The 16,844-nt window shown below is 72.2% G+C and carries 19 protein-coding genes; 7 read left to right on the plus strand and 12 right to left on the minus strand.

The genetic code is table 11. The features are described from left to right. Positions 1–51 precede the first annotated feature (51 nt). Genes V6N00_RS13455 through pilM form a run of 4 tightly spaced genes read right to left on the minus strand, consistent with a single transcriptional unit; the run spans position 52 to position 2,802 of the window. Positions 52–174, minus strand: coding sequence for a hypothetical protein (locus tag V6N00_RS13455; RefSeq protein ID WP_334232964.1), 123 nt, complete (start codon positions 172–174; stop codon positions 52–54). Further along, positions 171–896, minus strand: a complete 726-nt coding sequence (locus V6N00_RS13460; protein ID WP_334232965.1) for a hypothetical protein — start codon at positions 894–896, stop codon at positions 171–173. Before V6N00_RS13460 ends, V6N00_RS13455 begins: the two co-directional genes overlap by 4 nt. Further along, positions 893–1,747, minus strand: coding sequence for a hypothetical protein (locus V6N00_RS13465; protein ID WP_334232968.1), 855 nt, complete (start codon positions 1,745–1,747; stop codon positions 893–895). The genes V6N00_RS13460 and V6N00_RS13465 overlap by 4 nt, the downstream gene beginning before the upstream one ends. Then, positions 1,747–2,802, minus strand: a complete 1,056-nt coding sequence (pilM, locus tag V6N00_RS13470) for a pilus assembly protein PilM (RefSeq protein WP_334232970.1) — start codon at positions 2,800–2,802, stop codon at positions 1,747–1,749. The genes V6N00_RS13465 and pilM overlap by 1 nt, the downstream gene beginning before the upstream one ends. A gap of 181 nt (positions 2,803–2,983) precedes the next feature. Here pilM and V6N00_RS13475 point away from each other — a divergent pair, with 181 nt between their 5' ends. Together V6N00_RS13475 and V6N00_RS13480 are read left to right on the plus strand one after the other, a co-directional pair. Continuing rightward, a complete protein-coding gene (locus tag V6N00_RS13475) occupies positions 2,984–4,663 on the plus strand; it encodes a GspE/PulE family protein (RefSeq protein ID WP_334232972.1) in 1,680 nt (559 codons plus the stop codon). Positions 4,664–4,716: 53 nt separating this feature from the next. After that, a complete protein-coding gene (locus V6N00_RS13480; RefSeq protein ID WP_334232975.1) occupies positions 4,717–5,856 on the plus strand; it encodes a type IV pilus twitching motility protein PilT in 1,140 nt (379 codons plus the stop codon). A 38-nt stretch (positions 5,857–5,894) separates the two neighbouring features. Here V6N00_RS13480 and V6N00_RS13485 read toward each other — a convergent pair whose 3' ends face one another. Then, on the minus strand, positions 5,895–6,575 hold the full coding sequence (locus tag V6N00_RS13485; protein WP_334232977.1) for a hypothetical protein: 681 nt from the start codon (positions 6,573–6,575) through the stop codon (positions 5,895–5,897). 138 nt (positions 6,576–6,713) lie between these two features. Between V6N00_RS13485 and V6N00_RS13490 the strand changes: the two genes are divergently transcribed. Further along, positions 6,714–7,370 (plus strand): prepilin peptidase, encoded by a 657-nt coding sequence (locus V6N00_RS13490; RefSeq protein WP_334232978.1) that lies wholly within the window; start codon positions 6,714–6,716, stop codon positions 7,368–7,370. A gap of 118 nt (positions 7,371–7,488) precedes the next feature. Here V6N00_RS13490 and V6N00_RS13495 read toward each other — a convergent pair whose 3' ends face one another. After that, positions 7,489–7,662 (minus strand): hypothetical protein, encoded by a 174-nt coding sequence (locus V6N00_RS13495; protein WP_334232980.1) that lies wholly within the window; start codon positions 7,660–7,662, stop codon positions 7,489–7,491. Positions 7,663–7,870: 208 nt separating this feature from the next. Between V6N00_RS13495 and V6N00_RS13500 the strand changes: the two genes are divergently transcribed. Continuing rightward, positions 7,871–8,656 carry a hypothetical protein gene (locus V6N00_RS13500; protein ID WP_334232982.1) on the plus strand — a complete coding sequence of 262 codons (786 nt, stop codon included), beginning with the start codon at positions 7,871–7,873 and terminating at the stop codon, positions 8,654–8,656. A gap of 15 nt (positions 8,657–8,671) precedes the next feature. Here V6N00_RS13500 and V6N00_RS13505 read toward each other — a convergent pair whose 3' ends face one another. From V6N00_RS13505 to V6N00_RS13520, 4 genes are all read right to left on the minus strand, one after another. Next, complete coding sequence (locus V6N00_RS13505) at positions 8,672–9,208, minus strand: hypothetical protein (RefSeq protein ID WP_334232983.1); 537 nt, start codon at positions 9,206–9,208, stop codon at positions 8,672–8,674. A 46-nt stretch (positions 9,209–9,254) separates the two neighbouring features. Next, a complete protein-coding gene (locus V6N00_RS13510) occupies positions 9,255–10,022 on the minus strand; it encodes a deoxynucleotide monophosphate kinase family protein (protein ID WP_334232984.1) in 768 nt (255 codons plus the stop codon). A gap of 125 nt (positions 10,023–10,147) precedes the next feature. Continuing rightward, positions 10,148–11,950: a hypothetical protein gene (locus tag V6N00_RS13515; RefSeq protein WP_334232986.1), complete on the minus strand. Its 1,803-nt coding sequence runs from the start codon at positions 11,948–11,950 to the stop codon at positions 10,148–10,150. A gap of 100 nt (positions 11,951–12,050) precedes the next feature. Further along, complete coding sequence (locus tag V6N00_RS13520) at positions 12,051–13,199, minus strand: ATP-binding protein (RefSeq protein WP_334232988.1); 1,149 nt, start codon at positions 13,197–13,199, stop codon at positions 12,051–12,053. A gap of 21 nt (positions 13,200–13,220) precedes the next feature. On the opposite strand from V6N00_RS13520, the gene V6N00_RS13525 reads away from it, so the two are divergent. Both V6N00_RS13525 and V6N00_RS13530 read left to right on the plus strand, forming a co-directional pair. Further along, complete coding sequence (locus V6N00_RS13525; RefSeq protein ID WP_334232990.1) at positions 13,221–14,300, plus strand: hypothetical protein; 1,080 nt, start codon at positions 13,221–13,223, stop codon at positions 14,298–14,300. A 200-nt stretch (positions 14,301–14,500) separates the two neighbouring features. Next, a complete protein-coding gene (locus V6N00_RS13530; protein WP_334232992.1) occupies positions 14,501–14,698 on the plus strand; it encodes a hypothetical protein in 198 nt (65 codons plus the stop codon). Here V6N00_RS13530 and V6N00_RS13535 read toward each other — a convergent pair. Continuing rightward, positions 14,695–15,108 carry a hypothetical protein gene (locus V6N00_RS13535; RefSeq protein ID WP_334232994.1) on the minus strand — a complete coding sequence of 138 codons (414 nt, stop codon included), beginning with the start codon at positions 15,106–15,108 and terminating at the stop codon, positions 14,695–14,697. The two genes, V6N00_RS13530 and V6N00_RS13535, sit on opposite strands and share 4 nt — an antisense overlap. A gap of 54 nt (positions 15,109–15,162) precedes the next feature. Here V6N00_RS13535 and V6N00_RS13540 point away from each other — a divergent pair, with 54 nt between their 5' ends. Further along, the gene (locus tag V6N00_RS13540) at positions 15,163–15,357 is read left to right on the plus strand and encodes a hypothetical protein (protein WP_334232996.1); all 195 of its coding nucleotides are present in this window, start codon (positions 15,163–15,165) and stop codon (positions 15,355–15,357) included. A gap of 69 nt (positions 15,358–15,426) precedes the next feature. Here V6N00_RS13540 and V6N00_RS13545 read toward each other — a convergent pair whose 3' ends face one another. Continuing rightward, positions 15,427–16,740 carry an AAA family ATPase gene (locus V6N00_RS13545; protein ID WP_334232998.1) on the minus strand — a complete coding sequence of 438 codons (1,314 nt, stop codon included), beginning with the start codon at positions 16,738–16,740 and terminating at the stop codon, positions 15,427–15,429. Between the last annotated feature and the right edge of the window lie 104 nt (positions 16,741–16,844).

Genomic DNA, 16,844 nt, shown 5'->3' on the forward strand with positions numbered 1-16,844 from the left:
CCGTCAGGACATGCGTAGACCGGCACCGGGGCCCCGCCCCGGGCGGAGGCGTCAGGGCAGGATGGCCAGCAGCGTGCTCAGGGCCATGACGGCGACGACGGCGAGCACCGTGTACCGCTGCCAGGCCGGTGTCCGGCGCGCCGGGCCGGTGCGGGCCTTCTGCCCGTAGCTCACTGGCCGGCCCCGGTTGTGGTCGGGTCGGTCAGCGGGGCGACGAAGAAGGACGTGGCGGTCAGGGACAGGGTCTGCTTGGCCTCGTCCCCGCCGAAGGCGAAGGTGCGGATCATGACCGGGCGGGAGAGCTTTTCGAGCCGGGCCACGAACGCTTCGAGCCGGTCCAGGCCGCCCTGGGCGTTGATCGTCAGGGAAACGGTGGCCAGTGTGGTGCTGGCCGTCGGGGCCGCGGCGGTGGGCTTGCCGGTGACCTGGGTGGAGGAGAGGGCGGCGTTGCCCTGCCCGTTGGCCTTCGCCGCGGCGGCGGCGTTGACGTCGGCCGCAGCGGCAGCTGCCGTGCTGGACCCGGCCGCGCCCGCGGCGCCGGACCCGGTGGTGGTGGGCACCGCGGCGTTCAGCCCGGTCAGCTCCACCCCGGCCGCTGCGGCGGCGGTGTTGATCTCGGCCATCAGGTCCGTCTGGGATGCCCCAGCCGGGAAGGATGAGGTGAACGCGGCGACCTGCTGCTTCAGGGCCGCGGCGTTGCGCTTGTTCCGGTCGATGACGTCGATCTTGGTCTGCAGGGACGCGTTGTGCGCTTCGGCGGCCTGCACCTGCTGGTCCAGGGCCTGGGTGCGCTTGGCCTGGGGCAGGAAAAACATCATGACGACCAGGCCGATCACCACCGCAGTGATCAGGCCGGCCACCACATAGGGGGCTGTGGGGCGGGGCTGGGTGTTCACTGGCCGGCCTCCTGGTCGGTCGGAGCGGCCGCGGCCTTCTCCTCGTCGGTGGGCGTGAACTTCGCGCCCTTGAAGCTGTAGATGTCGGCGGTGAAGCCGACGGTCATCTTGAACGTGCCCACCCCGTCCCGGTGCGTGGACTCGGTGACGTACGGGTCGGTCAGGTTCTTCTTGGCGGCCCCGATCGCGGCGGCGAGCCGGCCGACGTCGGCCAGGTTGTGCACCCGGCCCTCCACCTGCAGGCACCCGATCGCGGTGGAGGGGGTGAATACGTTGCCGCGGGCGCACGTCTGCCCGTCCCCGGTGGAGGCGATCTTGGTGAACACCGCCCCGACCGTGTTCGCGGTGTTCATGGCGTTCAGGGCGCTGGTGTAGGCCAGGTCCCCGTCGAAGGCGCCGGCGACGGCGGCCTTGCTGGCCACGAACCCCTCGTAGTACGTCTCGAACCCGGTGTTGGCGGCCAGGTACTGCTCGTGCTGGGCGGTGATCTGCTGTTGGGCGGCGAGGCGGCCGGCCGCACCGGTGGTGCCTCTGGTGACTCCGGCGTAGGCGATGCCGGTCAGGGCGAGGGCGGCGATGGAGAGCAGGGCCGCGTGCCGGGAGGCGCGGCGGCGGGCCCGGGCGCCGCGCAGCTTGGTCGGCAGCAGGATGAGACTGGGCCGGACCGGGTCCGGCCACGGGGCGGCCTTCGGTTCGGCGCGGTGCTTGCCGGTGCCGTCGGCGATCGCCTCCGGTGCGGGTGCTGGGGCGTCGGCCTTCTTGCCGCGCGGTGCCCGGGGTGGGCGGGGGCCCTTGCCCAGGCGCAGCCGGCTCGAGGTGGGGGCCTCGGTGTCGGGGGTGAGGATGGCCACTACGCTGCCGCTCCCATGGTCAGGCCCACCGCAACCGTGAAGTCGGCGGACAGGTTGGAGACGTCCTCGTACCGGCGCGGTGACCCGTCGATGCCGGGGTCGAAGTCGCTGGCGATGATGGTGGGCACCTGCAGGACCGTTTCGATGGCGTCCCGTAGCCCGGGCAGCAGGGCCCCGCCGCCGAGCAGGGTGAGCCCGGCGATCTGCACGGGCACCCGGCGCCGGTCCAGGTAGGCCTGGATGGCGGCCCGGACCTTGTCGGCGGTCAGGTAGGCGTAGTCCTGGATGGCGTCGCGGACCCGCTTGTCGCGGCCGATGACGGTCTTGGCGCGGGTGATCGCGTCCTGGTGTTCGTTGCCGATGGCCCGGCCGATCTGCTGGTCGGCGCGGGCACCGCCGGCGTCCTCGGCCAGGCTGATCGAGTAGGGGCGCCCGTTCTCGTGGATGAGGACGGTCAGCACGTCCTGGCCGACGTCGACGATGACGTCGAGGTGGTCCACGGGGCGGGGCACCAGGGGCAGGGCGCGCAGCACGGCCAGCCCGGAGACGTCGGCGCCGATGACCCGCAGCCCGGCCTTGGTGGCGATCGCGGCGAGCCGGTCGACCAGTTCGGGGCGCGTACCGCACAGCAGGGCGTCCACCTTCCGGGCCCCGTCGGGGTCCAGGAAGTCCTCGAAGACGACCGCGTCCAGCAGCACCCCGTCCGGGGCGCCCAGCAGCAGAGACGTGTCGGCGGCGATGTCGAAGCTCACGGCCCGCAGGTAGTCCTTGGGCGGGTGGTACGGGGTGGTGGACCGGTCCACGAACACGTCGTTGACCGAGCCCAGGCCCACGATGGCGTCCCGGGCGGTGATCTTGCGCTCGGCCAGGGCGGCCTTCAGGGCCGCGGCGACGTCGGGGACGGCCTCGGCGGTCGGGGCGCCCTTGACGATCAGACCGGGGTCCAGGGGGATGAACACCTGGTCGGTGATGGTGGTGGCGCCCTTGTGGACGCGTGCGACGGCGAGCTTGAGCCCGGAGGACCCGAAGTCGATGCCGAGGACGGTGTCGGCCACAGGGTGCTCCCTTCTGGACGGGGACGGCGGTGGGTGTTCCTGCCCGGTGACATGCGTAGACCTCGGCCCCGGGCCCGCACCGGGGCCCTGAACACCGGCCGGGGCGGCCGATCGGCGGCGTTCTACGCATGTCCCGGGGCAGAACCGCACCCCCATGTCGCCCCGCCAGAAGGAGCCCGCCGTGGCCCCCGCCACCACCATCACCGTGCAGGAGGCGCGCCTGCGCGCCCACCTGAAGGCTCAGCACGGGCTGACCGAGGTCGAGCTGGACGCCGCCGCGGCGGACGGTCCGCTGCTGACCTCCCTGGTCAAGGCCGGTCGGTTGACCTACGTGCAGGCCAACACCGCGTTCGCGTACACGCGTGGGCACGTCTACCGGCAGCTGGACTCGAACCTGTTGGTCGAAGACGAGGTGCTCGAGCTGGTGGACGCGGCGCTGGCCCGCGAGCACCTGGTCCTGCCGTTGAGCCTGGACGGGGACACCCTCACTGTGGCGATGGCCCAGCCCGGGGACTTGAACGTGTTGCGCATTCTGCGCGGGTCCGGGCACGGGGTCAGCGCGGTCTGGTCCCCGAAGCCGGAGTTGGAGAAGGCGGTCGCCCGGTTCTACTCGACGTCGGCCGAGGCCCGCAAGGCCGGTGCCCGCGCGGCGAAGGCTTATGCCGGGGCTGCGGTGGTGGCCAGCGACCAGGGCGTGGACGCGGGGGAGATCCCGGCGACCTTGAACATCATCATCGAGGGGGCGTTGCGGGCCGGGGCCTCGGACATCCACCTGGAGCCGGCCGAGCACTACCTGTCGGTGCGGTACAGCGTGGACGGGCGGATCGTGCCCGAGGCGCACCAGTCCAAGGTCATCGGACCGCGTCTGATCCAGCTGATCAAGACTCGCGCGAAGCTGGACGCGGCGGAGCTGCGCAACCAGGACGGGGTGCTCACCCACCGGTTCGAGGGCGTCAACCACGAGATCCGCGTCGCGGTGCTGCCCGCCCAGTGGGGCGAGTCGGTGACGCTGCGCCTGGGCGCGGACCAGTCCCGCACCCTGGACGGGATCGGCTTCGCTGCCGACACCGAGGCCCGGTGGCGCCGTGCCCTGGCCCAGCCCAACGGGATCGTCCTGGCGGTCGGGCCGATGGGCTCGGGCAAGACGATGCTCAACTACGCGTCCCTGGTGGAGTTCATCGAGCAGGGCCGCAAGATCGTCACCCTCGAGGACCCCGTGGAGCGCCGCTTCCCGGAGGGGGTGACCCAGGTGAGCATCAACCCCGACCAGGGCCTGACCTGGGACGCGGCGATGGCCACCACGCTGCGCTCGGCGGCCTCCGTCCTGTTCGTCGGGGAGATCAACCGGGAGTCGATCGCGCACACGGCGATCTCGGCGGCCCTGTCCGGGCACACCGTCCTGTCCACCCTGCACACCAACGACGCCCCGACCACGGTGGTGCGGCTGCGGGAGATGGGGATCCGCCCCTCGGTGCTGGCCGACTCGTTGCGCGCGGTGTGCGCCCAGCGCCTGCCCGCCCTGCTGTGCCCGGCGTGCAAGATCCCCACCACCCCCACCCCGGACCTGGTGCGCGAGTTCGGTCTGGACGAACAGGATCTGGCCGGCGTGTTCTTCGACGCCCGTCCGGGCGGGTGCGAGGCGTGCGGTGGCCGTGGGTTCGCCGGCCGTGCCCCCATCCACGAGCTGATGACGTTCGGGCGGGAGGTGCGCGAGCTGATCACCGCCGACGCCCCGATGAGCGCGATCGCCGCGGCCGCCTCGGCCGCGGGGATGCGCACCCTCGCCGAGGACGGGCGACGCCTGGCCCGGGAGGGGCGCACCAGCCTGACCGAGCTGCGACGCCACATCCTGCTCGACTGACCGACCCCGCCCGTCACCCGTACCGACGTCGCCCGCTCCTGGAGGAGACCCCGATGACCGTCACCGCCCCCGCATCCGCACCCACCGCCAGCGCCGCACCGACCGTGACGGTGACCCAGTCCCCGACCCGGCACATCGACGGGCTGTTGGACCGCACCCTGGACATCGGCGCCTCCGACCTGCACCTGGCCGCCGGCACCCACCCGTGGGTCTCCTTCTTCGGTGAGACGATCCCGATGGAAGGCATGGGCCGCGTCCTGAGCGGGGAGGTGCTCTCGGCGATCCTCAAGCCCATGGTCACGGCCGAGCAGTGGGCCAGGTTCGGGCGGGAGAAGCGCCTGGACTTCTCCTACGCCACCGACCGGTCCCGGTTCCGTGGCCACTTCGCCGTCGCCGGCAAGCAGCCGATCGCCGTGTTCCGCACCATCCCCAACGAGGTGCCCGAGTTCGACAGCCTCGGCCTGCCCGAGGTGGTCAAGTCGCTCATCGGACTGGAGTCCGGGCTGGTCGTCTTCGTCGGGGTCACCGGGTCGGGCAAGTCCTCCTCGATGGCGGCCCTGATCAAGGAGGTCAAGCGCGAGTTCGCCAAGAAGATCGTCACCATCGAGTCCCCGATCGAGTACCGGCACGTGAGCGATAAGTCCCTGATCGTCCAGCGCGAGGTCGGCGACGACGTGGACACCTTCGCCCTCGGGGTGGAGGACGCGATGCGTGAGGCCCCGGACATCATCGTCATCGGTGAGATGCGCGACCCGGCGACCATGCAGGCGGCGATCAGCGCCGCCTCGTCGGGGCACCTGGTGCTGACCACCATCCACGCCTCCTCCAGCGCCGACGTGCCCACCCGCATCCTGGACTCGATGCCGGGGGAGCGGCTGGCCGACGTGCGCGCCCAGCTCTCCCGCACCCTGCAGGCGGCCGTCTACCAGAAGCTGCTGCCGGTAGTCGGCGGGTCAGGCCGGGCCCTGGCAGCGGAGGTGCTGGTCGCCAACGACGCGGTGCGCAACGCCATCCGCACCAACAACCTGGAGAGCATCACCGACCAGCTGCGCAACCAGGGCTCGGGCTCGATCCCGTTCGAGGTGTCCCTGGCCCGCCTGTTCGCAGACCGGAAGATCAACGAGTCGGTGGCCCGGCGCGCGGAGATCCGCCCGGGCAGTTTCGACCAGCAGAAGGGCAACACGTGGCGCTGAGGCCCGCGCCCCCGGCCCCGAGGGACCCGCTACCGCGCTCAGGCGGCGAAGTGGACCGGTTCGGCTGTGAACGTGGACTGGACGAAGGCCTGCCGGGCGGCGCCGCGGCGAACGGCCGGCTCGGTGTGGGTACCGGTGCGGGTGAGCGCCTCGGTGAGCATCAGGTGGGCCACGCGCAGTGCAGCCAGGGTCTGATCCCCGGTGATCAGCCCGTCCTCGGCGTGGTGGGCGGTGAAGGCGGACCGGTCCGCGCCGATGCGCGAGTTGGCGGCGTCCTCCTCCATGCCCCGCTCCTGCAGGCGGGTGGACAGGGCGGCGAGCTGGTCACCGCGGGCCTGCTGGTGGGCGGTGAAGGCTTCCACGGTCAGCCCGCCGGTGGTGTGGGCGGCGAAGTCGCCGGCGGTGGCCGGGTCGAGTTCGAGGTCGGGCAGGGTGATCTCGGGGACGCGGGCGACGAAGGCGGTCCCGAGCCCACGCGCGTTGAGCGCGTCGAACAGGCCGGTGCGGAAGGCGTTGATCGCCTCGTGCAAGGTGGCGGTGGCCAGGTTCAGGTGGTGGACGGCGGTGATGTCGATGATCGTGTCGGGCCGCTCGGTGAGCAGGTCGCTGAAGACGGTGGCGTCGCAGGCCATCTGGGCGCACAGGGCGTCCCAGCCCCGGCCGTCCTGGGCCGCGGTCGCGGCGATGGCGCTGAGGGTGTCGGCGGCGGTTCCGGTCATCGTGGCACTCCTTCTGCCGGGTGTGCCGGCACCCCACACGGTGCGTGCACGGCCCGGGGGAAGGCCGCGACGTTCTCACGCGGTAGTGTAGCAGGTAAAGCAAATGAAAATGACCAGTTGGACGGAGAAGATCGACCCATGAGCACGACCACCGCCCCCACCGCCGCCGACGTCGACGGCACGGAGCTGAGCCCGGATGTGGACGAGCCGTGGGCGCACCGCCTGACCGACCCGGTGATCGCCGGACCGGTCGCCGGGATCGCCCTGATCGTGGCACTGACCGCCGGCTGGGCGAACGCGGCCGCCGGCCCGGTCGGGGCACTGCTGGCCGCGGCGCTGGGAGCGATCCTGGTGGTGCTGACGGCGATCGACCTGCTGGTGATGCGCCTGCCCGACGTCATCGTCCTGCCCGCCTACCCGATCGCCGCGGCGGCGGCCGTGACGATGGGTGCGCTCGGGGAACGGTCCTGGTCCCAGGTCGGGGGTGCGTTCGCGGCTATGGTGATCGCCTACGTGATCGCCTGGCTGCTGGCCGCCTTCACCGGCGGCTTCGGGTGGGGGGACGTGAAGCTGGTCGGGCTGCTCGCCCTGGTCTTCGGCCTGCACGGTCCCGGCCAGACGGTCCTGGGGGTGTTCATCGTCCCGGTGCTGTTGGGCAGCCTGGTGGCCCTGCCGATGATGATCGCCGGCAAGCGGGACGCGGCGATCCCGTTCGGCCCGTTCCTGGCCGCCGGCGCCCTGGTCGTCGTCTACGTCGGGGACCCGCTGGTGGCCTTCCTGCTCAACCCGGCCTGACTCCGCCCGCACCCAGGAAGGCCCCGCCGGCGTGACGCTGGCGGGGCCTTCTGGGTGGGCGCACCGGTGGGGCGGTGCGCCCGGTCGACATCGCCCCCCCGGGGGACGGGCGATGAAGCTACTTGCTGACCGGGGCGACGGTGGCGGTGTTGACCGCGAACGGGTCCCAGGTGCCGGAGGCGAGCAGGCCGAGCACGACGAGGGACCCCACGATGAGCACGCCGAGGACGGCCTTGCGCGTGGTGGTCATCGCGGCCCACTCGGAGGCGATGCGGTTCTTGAAGGCGTTCATGCGGTTCTCCTCGAGGAGGTGTGGACGGGTGGTCAAAGACGATGGTCGAGCAGCACAAGCGTAGCATGTGCGGAGACGTTTAGGACAAGTGAGAAATACCACCTGATGGGCGCTCGGCCCGGCCCGGTGGTGGTCATATTCGTTTGCCGCAACGGGGTAGCGGGACGTACGCTGGAAGGGTTGATGTCAACGAGGGAAGGGGGCCACGATGCCCACGCGCGATGTGCCCTTGCCCGCCGCGGCGATCGCCGAGCTGGACGCGGCCTGGGCCGCGTACCGGACCGCGCTGCGCCAGTCGGACCGGTGGACCCTGGACCGGCTCGCCCCGGTCGTGCAGGCCGCGGACGCCGCCGGCTGGTCCACCCGACGGATCGCCGCCGACTTCGACCTGACCCGCAAGCACGTGGGCATCCTGCTGGGACGGCCCGGCGGACCCGACCCGGCCCTGGCCGGGGCGAGCGAGGAGGCCCTGAACCGGGCCTGGCGGCGGGCATCGGCCCGGGTGGCCAACCGCCGCGAACGCGCCACCGCCCACCTGGCCACGGTGCTGCGCGCCGGCAAGGCCGCCGGCTGGTCCTACCGGTCCCTGTCCAGCACGCTCGGGGTGACCGCCGAACGGCTGCGCCAGATCGCCACCGACCCGATCCCCTCCGAGGCGACCCCGGTCACCTGCTTCCACCGCGAATCCGGTGACCCGTCCCCGGAGGAACGGTTCACCCAGCTCAGCGCCGAGGAGACGGCCACGTTCCGGGCCCTGGCGGACCAGGCCCGCACCAACCACACCGGCCCGGAGTCGGCGGTGGCCCGGGTGGTCTCCGAGCGGCTCTCGGCGATGATCCATGAAGCCCGCCAGCGCGGGGTGCGGTGGGTCGAACTCGATGAGGCGTGCGGGTACGCGCCCGGCAGTGCCCGGGCTCGGGCCGCCAGGCACGGGTACGAGCGGCTCGCCCCGTCCCGGCGCGCCTACGCGCCGGTGCCCTCCGCCTCGTCCTGACCGGCGGGGCCGGACTCAGTCCTGGACCGTCTCCGGTGCGGTCACCACGGTGAGCGCACCGAGCCCGGCCAGCCCCTCGAGCAGCGACGTCTCGGTGTGCGGGTCCAGCCACAGCACGTTGCCGGTGGGCCGGTCCACGCCCGTGTACGGGGCGTAGTCGAAGGCCACCAGCACGAGGGTGACCGGGTGGGACCACTCGCGCGGGGTCAGGACTCGCTCGTCCCGCGGGGAGAAGATCGCCGTGAGCGTCTCCTCCTTCTCCACCGCCGGGTTGAACGTGCCCGCCTCCGTCGCCTCGGCGGCCAGGACCTGCTGGTGGGCGCCGGCGACCTGGACGGCGAACCGGTACCGGTCCAGCAGGGCCGCGTCGTCCCCGTCCTCACCTTCGGGGTGCTGGTCGTAGCCACCGATCAGGGTGGCGACCAGCTCGGTGCGAGTGTCGGCCAGCACGGTCTGGGCCGGGGTGAGCATCACGAACGGGTAGACAGTGCCGTCTTCCCGGGTGGGGACCTCGGTCAGGGCGGTCTCGGCGTCGACGATCAGGTAGGACATGGGTTTCCCTCCAGGGGGTCGGGGCGGGTGCTGCTCTCACCTTCCCCTATGCGGCCAGGTCCTGCGGTGCTGACAGGTTTGCCACCGCGGTGTCCAGGCGCTGACCCAGCACGGTGATCGAGCTGTCGTTGCGGATGGTCGCCGCGATGTACGTCGGGTCGATCCCGGCCTCGGAGGCGTGCCCGTTCACCGGGACGGTGCCGGGCCGGGCGACCTCGAGCACGAACCCGCCCTGGCCGGTGATCCACTCGGCCTCGGAGTCGAAACGGACGTCGGTGATCACGACGTCCCGCGCCCGGGCGGTGCGGATCTGGGTGGCGAGCAGGTCCACCCACACGGTCGGGCCCCAGGTGGCGCGGGCGACCTCCGTGCCGTAGGCCTGCAGCAGGCGCCGGACCTCGCCGCCGTCGAACCGGTCGTCCTTGGCGCCCTCCCACCCGTTGTGCCGGGCCAGGACCGTGCCGATCGACTCCCGGCCCTCCAGCATGGGGTCCAGGGTGAGCAGGTCGTCGACGAGCTCGGCATCGGTACGGGTGTCGCCGAAGACGTCGCGGACGGTCGTGGCGTACCGCTTGAGCAGCCCGCGCACCTCCGGCCCCCAGATGCGGTGCTGGGTGAGGGCGTCGAATCCGCCCTCGATCTGGCCCAGTGCCATGGTCAGCGAGATGGTCCCGCCCAGGCGGGGGTCGAAGGCGGCCATGTGGTTCTTCAGGTTGTCCCCGAAGGCGAACCGAGCGCACCCGTGGGTGTGGGTCAGGTGGGCGCCGGCGGTGTCCTTGCCGGACCGGGCGTGACCGTGCAGGCCGATGAGCATGGGATCTCCTCGCAGGATGAGGGGTGGGCGTGTTCACCGGTGTCTATGCGGACCGGGCACCCACAGGTGACGGGTCCACCCCGGCCAGCAGCAGCGGACCGGGGCGGACGGGGATGGTGGTGGGGTCAGGGGCGGCGTCGGGCGTCGGCGTCGGCGATGCGGGCCAGCTTCAGGGCGTTCTCGTTCGCCCAGTCGGCCATCGCCCCGGCCGCCGGGGTGGAGGAGCTGAACGTCTCCACGGGCCGGCCGTTGAAGAGCCGGTGCAGGTTCCCGTCACGGTCGACCTCGACGGCGGCCTGCCAGGAGTCGCCCTTGACCGAGGCGCGCACGGAGCCGCGCCGATCCGAGACCAGCTCGCCCCCGGCGGCCCGGGCACCGGCGGCCAGCGGGGCCCACTCGGCCCGGTACGCGGGCAGGCTGTTGATCGGGTTGTGCAGGTGCGCCGGGACCGGCCGCGGCCGCGCGGGAGCGTCCGGGTTCGCCGGTTCCGGGGCCGGGGCGGGTGCAGGGGTGACGGGCTGGACGTCGACGTAGCCCTCGCGCAGGGCGTTGACCGTCACGGTGCTGTTGTACCGGCCCGGCCCGTACCCGACCTTGAGCACGGCCCGGTTGTCGGGGTGGTCGAGGCGCTCGGGTTCGAAGGCCTGGATCTGCATGAGCTTGCCGTCCACCCACACGTCGGTGCCCGGCTTGAGGGCCATCAGCACGCCCATGCGCCGGCGAGCAGCCTGCAGCTCCATCTTGCCCAGCCGGGCCGGGGGGACCGGCTGACCGGTGCCGGTGACCGCGGCCTGCTTCAGGCGCGCGACCCGGGCGGACACCTCCTCGACCGGCACGGCCGGACGCTCCGGCTTCACCTCCGGCTGGGGCTGGGGCTGGGGGGGCCGCGTGGTGCCGCCCAGTGCGTGCGACCAGGCAGCGCCGGCGGCCTTCGCCGCGGCCGTGTGCTCGGCGCCGATGCCCGAGGCGTCCTTGTGGTGGCTCGCGCAGGCGTGCCCGACGGCGACGGCACTGAACCGGCCGCACTTCTCGCACCGGGTCACCTGGGCTCGGGGCGCCCCGCGGACCAGCTGGTTGAACAGGGTGCCGGGCCGGTCCGCGTCCTTGACCTGCTGGTAGACCTCCTCGGGCACCCGGTGCCCGTAGGTGCGGTCCCCGTACTTGGCGTCCTTGATCTGGGTGGCCATGATGCCCGAGGCCCGGTCGTAGCCGACCGCGGCGATGAAGTGGCTGGTCACCGCGTTCAGCTCGGTGCCGACCTGAGCCTTGCGCAGCCGCGCCTTCTCCAGCAGGTCCTCCACCCCGACCAGGGCGCGGGAGGGGCGGCGGGACTCGAGCACGGAGGCCACGGCCTCACCGATCCGCGCCGAGGTCGCATCGTCCCCGCCGCCGAGCACGGTGGTGGCCCACTGGTCCGGGCCGGTGCGGGTGACCCGCACCCAGCCCTGCTTGGCCTCACCGCCGTGCAGCGCCACGGAGATCGGCACGTCGAAGGTCGGGTTGCCGTTCTCGGCCGAGTACCGCTTGATCGAGGTGACCGAGGGCATCCGCAGCTGGACCTCGCCGTTGCCGTACCGCATCCGGTGGGTGCGGCGGTGCCCGGACAGGGCGTTGCCGTAGTGCCGGGACGGGGTGTAGTCGTCGGGCATCTGCGGGAACGCGGTCCCGTCGGCCCGGTACTCGGCGGTGGCGAACTCCTGACCCCACCACTGCTCGATCCGGTCCCGCCCGTAGGGGGACTGGACGGCCGGCACCGCGGTCGCCGGGACGTAACCGGCGGCGGTGAACAGCTCCGCGCGCTCGGCCATGGTCTGCCGGGTGCGGGAGGCGGGGGAGAGGGAGACCAGGGCGTCGGCGAACTCGGGCGGCGCCCAGCGGCCGCCTTCACGGCGTCCGGCGGGGTGGCGGGGCTGGGCAGTGGTGCTCATACCCCCTCTGTGTGCGGCGCGAACCCGAAACGCATCGCGCCGGCCCCTCCGAAGAGGAACCGGCGCGAGTCGGGTCCGGGCCCGTGTACCGCCCGGGGGCTCAGGCCGCGGCGGCCTCCGTGTCCACGACCTCGGGCGCCACCCGGTAGGTGGAGCGCTGGACCAGGCCCCCGAAGGCCGGGGTGAACCCGCGCGGCTTGGCGGCGCCCTCGGGCCGGTGCGGGAACAGGCGGGTGACGAACGGGCCGGCGAAGTCGGGCTTGCCGCCCTCGGCGCAGGCGACCATCAGCTTCATCGCCGGCTTCCACTGGTCCGGGTCGTTCAGCACGATGCTGGTCACCGCGTTCAGCAGGGCGAACAGGCGGTCGGGCCGGTCATCGGACCACGGCACGATCGAGGGGTCTGCCAGGGCGGCGACCGGGTCGATCAGATCCTGGGCGCGCAGCCACGTCTGGTACTCGGCGGCCGCGCCCTCACCGACCAGGCCCTTGATGACCAGGGCGTGGGCCTGCACATCCTCAGCGTGCAGCCGGGAGAGCGTGTTGATCGCCTTCGTCCAGGACCGGGGCGAGGGCCAGGCCAGGCCGGCCGCGACCGGGTCCGCCGGCGGGCCTGGGTTGAGCAGGTGGGTGCGGGTGCGCAGGAACGCGGTCACCGAACCGGCGACCTGGGCGCGCCGCTCGTCGAGGTTGGTCACCAGCAGCTGGTCCAGGGTAGGGTACTGGACGGCCTCGAACCCGGAGCCGACGTTCTCCAGCCACTCGGCGGTGTCGAACACCCAGTCCAGGTGCAGGATGCGGTTGGCCACCGGGGAGCGCAGGTCCTCACCGTCCACCGAGGACTCGACCGGGTTGGCCGCGGCGACGATGGAGACCGACTCGTGCAGCGCGGTCTCCCCGACGACGCCTTCTTCCAGGATCCGGACCATGCCCTTCATCGCGGCGCCGGCGGTGTTGAACTCGTCGAAGAACAGGGCGGAGAGCGGGGCGGCGTTCAGCCGCTTGACCCACCCGAACTGGCGGTAGCTGATGACGTCGTCCTCTTCGACCATGACGCCGAGGAAGTCCGAGGGCTCACGGGTGGCCCCGATGATGGTCTCCACGTGCCGGCCCCAGGCCTCGAGCAGTCCGGTGAGCTTGGCGGTCTTGCCCTCACCGGGCGGGCCCCACAGCACGACGGGGACCCCGGCGTCCACCGCGGCGGCGAACGCCCGGTTGAACGGGGTGGAGACGAATCGAGTGCGGGCCATGACGGGGTGTCCTCTCAGCTGGTGGCCGGGCGTGCGCCGGCGTTCTCCCACCCCATGTGTGCGGACACGGCTCCCGCCCCCGACGCGGAGAGCTGGCAACCGAACTGTCATTGCCGGGCGATACCGTGGAACCATCCGCTGCCGACCGAAGGGCCCCCGATGTCATCGCTGGATCGCCTCACCAACGCCATCGCGACCGACCCCGAACTCGAAGCAGCTCTCCTCGCAGTGAACGAGCAAGGTGAGACGACGGCACACACGCTCGCGAACGATCTGGGGATCGGGCCGGCGGAGGCCATCCACCGGCTGGAGGAGCTGAGGGAGAGGGGCCTCGTTGACAGCGACTCGATCGCTGCTGGACTGGGGGTGGATCCGACGCATAGGGGGCGGGCTGTCCACGAGCGACTCAAGCGCATGTACGGCGCCACCGGCAGCGGGCTGCGGCTGCACGCCGTCCGCCGCGGGATCTTGATGGCGATGTCAGGGGAACGGCGTGTCGACTCGGAAAGTCTCGCCGAGGACTGGCCGAGCGAGCGACCAGACCCTTCGCCGACCGCAACCGAGGTGCAGGACGGGTTCGAATACCTGAAGGCGTCGGCGCTGATCAAGGCAACCGGGACGATGCAGGGGCTCTGGATAGGCCTGTCCATCACCGGCAGCGGCCGCGACGCGCTCGGATCCAACCGCTTTCTGGTCGACGAGCAGGAGACGACCAGCTACTCGTACTCCAGCACCGACCAGTCTCAGACGATGAACAACTACGGCCCCGTCGGAGCGGCCTCCCAGGGGTCCCACAACACGGTCACCGGGACGGTGAACGTGCTGAGCGCCGAGCAGGCATCCACCGTGCGCGACCTCGTCGACGAAGCACTCGACCTCGTCGACCAGCTGCCCGAGGACTCCCGCGACGACGTCCAGGTCGCCCTCGAGGACCTGCGCGACTCCCTCGACACGCCGGAGCCGAAGAAGCACACCGTGCGCAACCGCTTCCGCTCACTCACCTCACTGCTGGGCGGCATCGGAACCGGCGCTGCGGCCGCCGTCGACATCATGGCTGTCGCCGACCGGATCGCCCCGATCATCAGCCAGATCCCCGGGTAGCCGGTTCCGCGGCGGCGAGCGTGAGAGAAACCCGCCGGTGGCTACGATAGGCGTGCCCGCTCCCGCTGGGAGGCCGGGAAGTCGAGGCCAGGAACCCCGCCCGTTGACGGGACCTGGCCTTCGCGCTGCCCGGCGGAGGCCGCCGCACACATGACGGTGGACACTGCCACGCCGACGAGCCCTGGAAGGAGGTGAGGATGATGAGCAAGCCCAAGCGCCCACGGGTCGGCTTCGCCCTGCCCGAGGACCTCGTCCGGCAGCGCGTCGCCTTCGCCGCCTCCGGAGCCTCCGGTGTGCACGCCGATCAGCGTGCCCGCAAGCACCGCACCGGCGCGACCAACCGGGTCGGGAACCGCTCCGCGCGCACCCGCGCCGCCATCCGCTTCGACGGCCGCTAGGCCCGCGCGAGCTCGGCGATCCGGCTCCATGGCAGGTGCCGGCGAAGGAGCGCAGGCCGCTTCCTTGCGTTCGTCTCGGCTCGAGCCGCATCAGCAGCCGCCTCCACCACCGCACGGTCCTCGCCGAGGGCTTCTGCCATCCACAAGATGGCGGCCGGAGCGAGCAGCCGGTTGTACGTCGTCCGCGCGCTCGTGTTGCGGGCCCTCCGGGAGTACGCGCCCGAGCCGTGCGAGTCCTGGCTCTCGAACCACCGGACCATGTGCTCCCGCTGGCTCGTCCACCACGTGCCGCGCAGCTGCGGCAGGTCCCGCTCGAACGCATCGGAGAGCGGCAGATGGGCCGCCAGCGCGCGCAGCCGTCGCGCGAACTCGACCGTACTGAAGTCGTCCTCCACCGGACTGGTCAACATGGTCGCGATCATCCCACGCCGGGGCAGTGGGGGCTGCCGCACACATGGGGGGGCATGAACAAGCGAACCGCTCAGATCCTGCTCCTGACCACCGCCCTGGTCCTAGGCCTGGCCGCCCCGGTCTTCAACGGCGCCTCCCTCCTGGCCCTCGTGCTGGTCACCGGTGCCGGGCTGATCGCCCTCCGGTCCCGCCGGGTCCGCCAGCTGCACGCCGTCGACGCCGACGAGGACACCCGCCAGGCCGCCTGACCGCCCACCTCAACGACGAAGGGGAGGCACCCGCACCGGGTGCCTCCCCTTCTGCTGTTCCCGGCGGCGCTACTCGGCGGTCAGGGCGCGGCGGACCTTCTTGCCGAGGCGGGCCTCCTTCTTGTCCAGGTTCGGGTTGGAGAGCTTGGCCTCCCACTGCCCGTCGTGCACCCACACCAGGCAGGCCGTGTGGCGGGAGGCCATGACGCACAGCCGGCCCGGGAACGTCTGGAACTCTCCGGCCTCGTCCATTCCCGCCAGCGGGTCCAGGGCCACAACTCCGGCCCACTGGCCTCCCTGCATCGAGTTGGCGGTCCCGACGGCGATGTCCGGGTAGCCCTCCTGCCGCAGCAGGGCGGCGACGGCGGTGACCTGCGCGTTGTGCGCGACGACGACCGCCACGTCCTGCTGCCCGAGGCGGCGTGTGGTGCGCACCCCGTCGGGGCCGACCTCGACGTGCTCGACACCGACCATGTCGGCCGCGTAGTCGGCGACGGTGCGCATGGCGTCCAGGTCATCGACCCGGGTGGGGGCCGGGACCTGCACGGGAACGATCTCGGCGATCCGGTTCCCGGTCGGGTCGGCGACCCACCGGTCCGGGCGGCCCGAGTCGAACGCGAACCCGTACAGGGGGGCGATCGCGTCCACCGTCTCCTGGCCCAGCCGGTAGGTGGTGTCCATGGACAGGACCGTCGCGTAGGGGCGCCGCTCGTACACTTCCGGGGCCCGCATGTGCGGGGCCTCGCTGCGGCCGCGGAAGATGTCCACGTTGGCGCTGACCACCGGTCCGATCTGCCCGGGGTCCCCGACCATGAGGACCTGCTCGGCGTCATCGGTGGCCTGCACGACGTCCCCGTAGGTGGACTGGTACGCCTCCTCGATGATCATCACGTCGCACTTGGGTCGGGACTGGCCCTTGCAGGAGGCGATGGTGCGCACCACGGGGGTGCGGTCACTGGTGAAGTGGTCGACTGCGGACGGTTCGGACTTCACGCCCTCGATCGGCTTGGCGTCGCGCAGGGCAAGACGGATCTTCGGGTCCTCCTTCGTCGACCCCAGGGCGGCGGCGCATCGGCGGGCCACGTCGACCGCGCCGCGGCGGGTCGGGGTGGCGACCACGACGGAGAGGTCGGACCGCTCGGCCAGGTAGGTGATGACCTGGACGATCAGGGTGGTCTTGCCGGCCCCGGGCGGGGACTTGACGATCACCACCGGGGTGCCGTCCCACACCTCGTACAAGGCGCGGGCGAGCACCGAGCCGGGCACGAGGGTGCGCCCGTCCGGTGCATCCGCTGCGTCATCCGGTGCCAGCGGGGGCAGCAGGTCGGGGTCGTCGAGGTCATCCAGGCCGAGGCTGCCCAGGTCAATGCCGATGGTCGTCATGCCCCTCATGTGTGCGGCACACGCCACCCCTCCCGACCCGGACGACGGGAACCGCCTGCCCAGCACCGGAGCCGGCCCGAGGTTGGGGGGAGGGGCGGACTGCC

Source organism: Tersicoccus mangrovi (genome assembly GCF_036881825.1).
GTDB lineage: Bacteria > Actinomycetota > Actinomycetes > Actinomycetales > Micrococcaceae > Tersicoccus > Tersicoccus mangrovi.

Coding starts and splice junctions, on each gene's coding strand:
- V6N00_RS13515 (WP_334232986.1), bottom strand. CDS start 11,950: ATGAGCACCACTGCCCAGCCCCGCCACCCCGCCGGACGCCGTGAAGGC.
- V6N00_RS13545 (WP_334232998.1), bottom strand. CDS start 16,740: ATGACGACCATCGGCATTGACCTGGGCAGCCTCGGCCTGGATGACCTC.
- V6N00_RS13520 (WP_334232988.1), bottom strand. CDS start 13,199: ATGGCCCGCACTCGATTCGTCTCCACCCCGTTCAACCGGGCGTTCGCC.
- V6N00_RS13495 (WP_334232980.1), bottom strand. CDS start 7,662: ATGAACGCCTTCAAGAACCGCATCGCCTCCGAGTGGGCCGCGATGACC.
- V6N00_RS13480 (WP_334232975.1), top strand. CDS start 4,717: ATGACCGTCACCGCCCCCGCATCCGCACCCACCGCCAGCGCCGCACCG.
- V6N00_RS13510 (WP_334232984.1), bottom strand. CDS start 10,022: ATGCTCATCGGCCTGCACGGTCACGCCCGGTCCGGCAAGGACACCGCC.
- V6N00_RS13490 (WP_334232978.1), top strand. CDS start 6,714: ATGAGCACGACCACCGCCCCCACCGCCGCCGACGTCGACGGCACGGAG.
- V6N00_RS13505 (WP_334232983.1), bottom strand. CDS start 9,208: ATGTCCTACCTGATCGTCGACGCCGAGACCGCCCTGACCGAGGTCCCC.
- V6N00_RS13540 (WP_334232996.1), top strand. CDS start 15,163: ATGAACAAGCGAACCGCTCAGATCCTGCTCCTGACCACCGCCCTGGTC.
- V6N00_RS13500 (WP_334232982.1), top strand. CDS start 7,871: ATGCCCACGCGCGATGTGCCCTTGCCCGCCGCGGCGATCGCCGAGCTG.
- V6N00_RS13535 (WP_334232994.1), bottom strand. CDS start 15,108: ATGTTGACCAGTCCGGTGGAGGACGACTTCAGTACGGTCGAGTTCGCG.
- V6N00_RS13530 (WP_334232992.1), top strand. CDS start 14,501: ATGAGCAAGCCCAAGCGCCCACGGGTCGGCTTCGCCCTGCCCGAGGAC.
- V6N00_RS13485 (WP_334232977.1), bottom strand. CDS start 6,575: ATGACCGGAACCGCCGCCGACACCCTCAGCGCCATCGCCGCGACCGCG.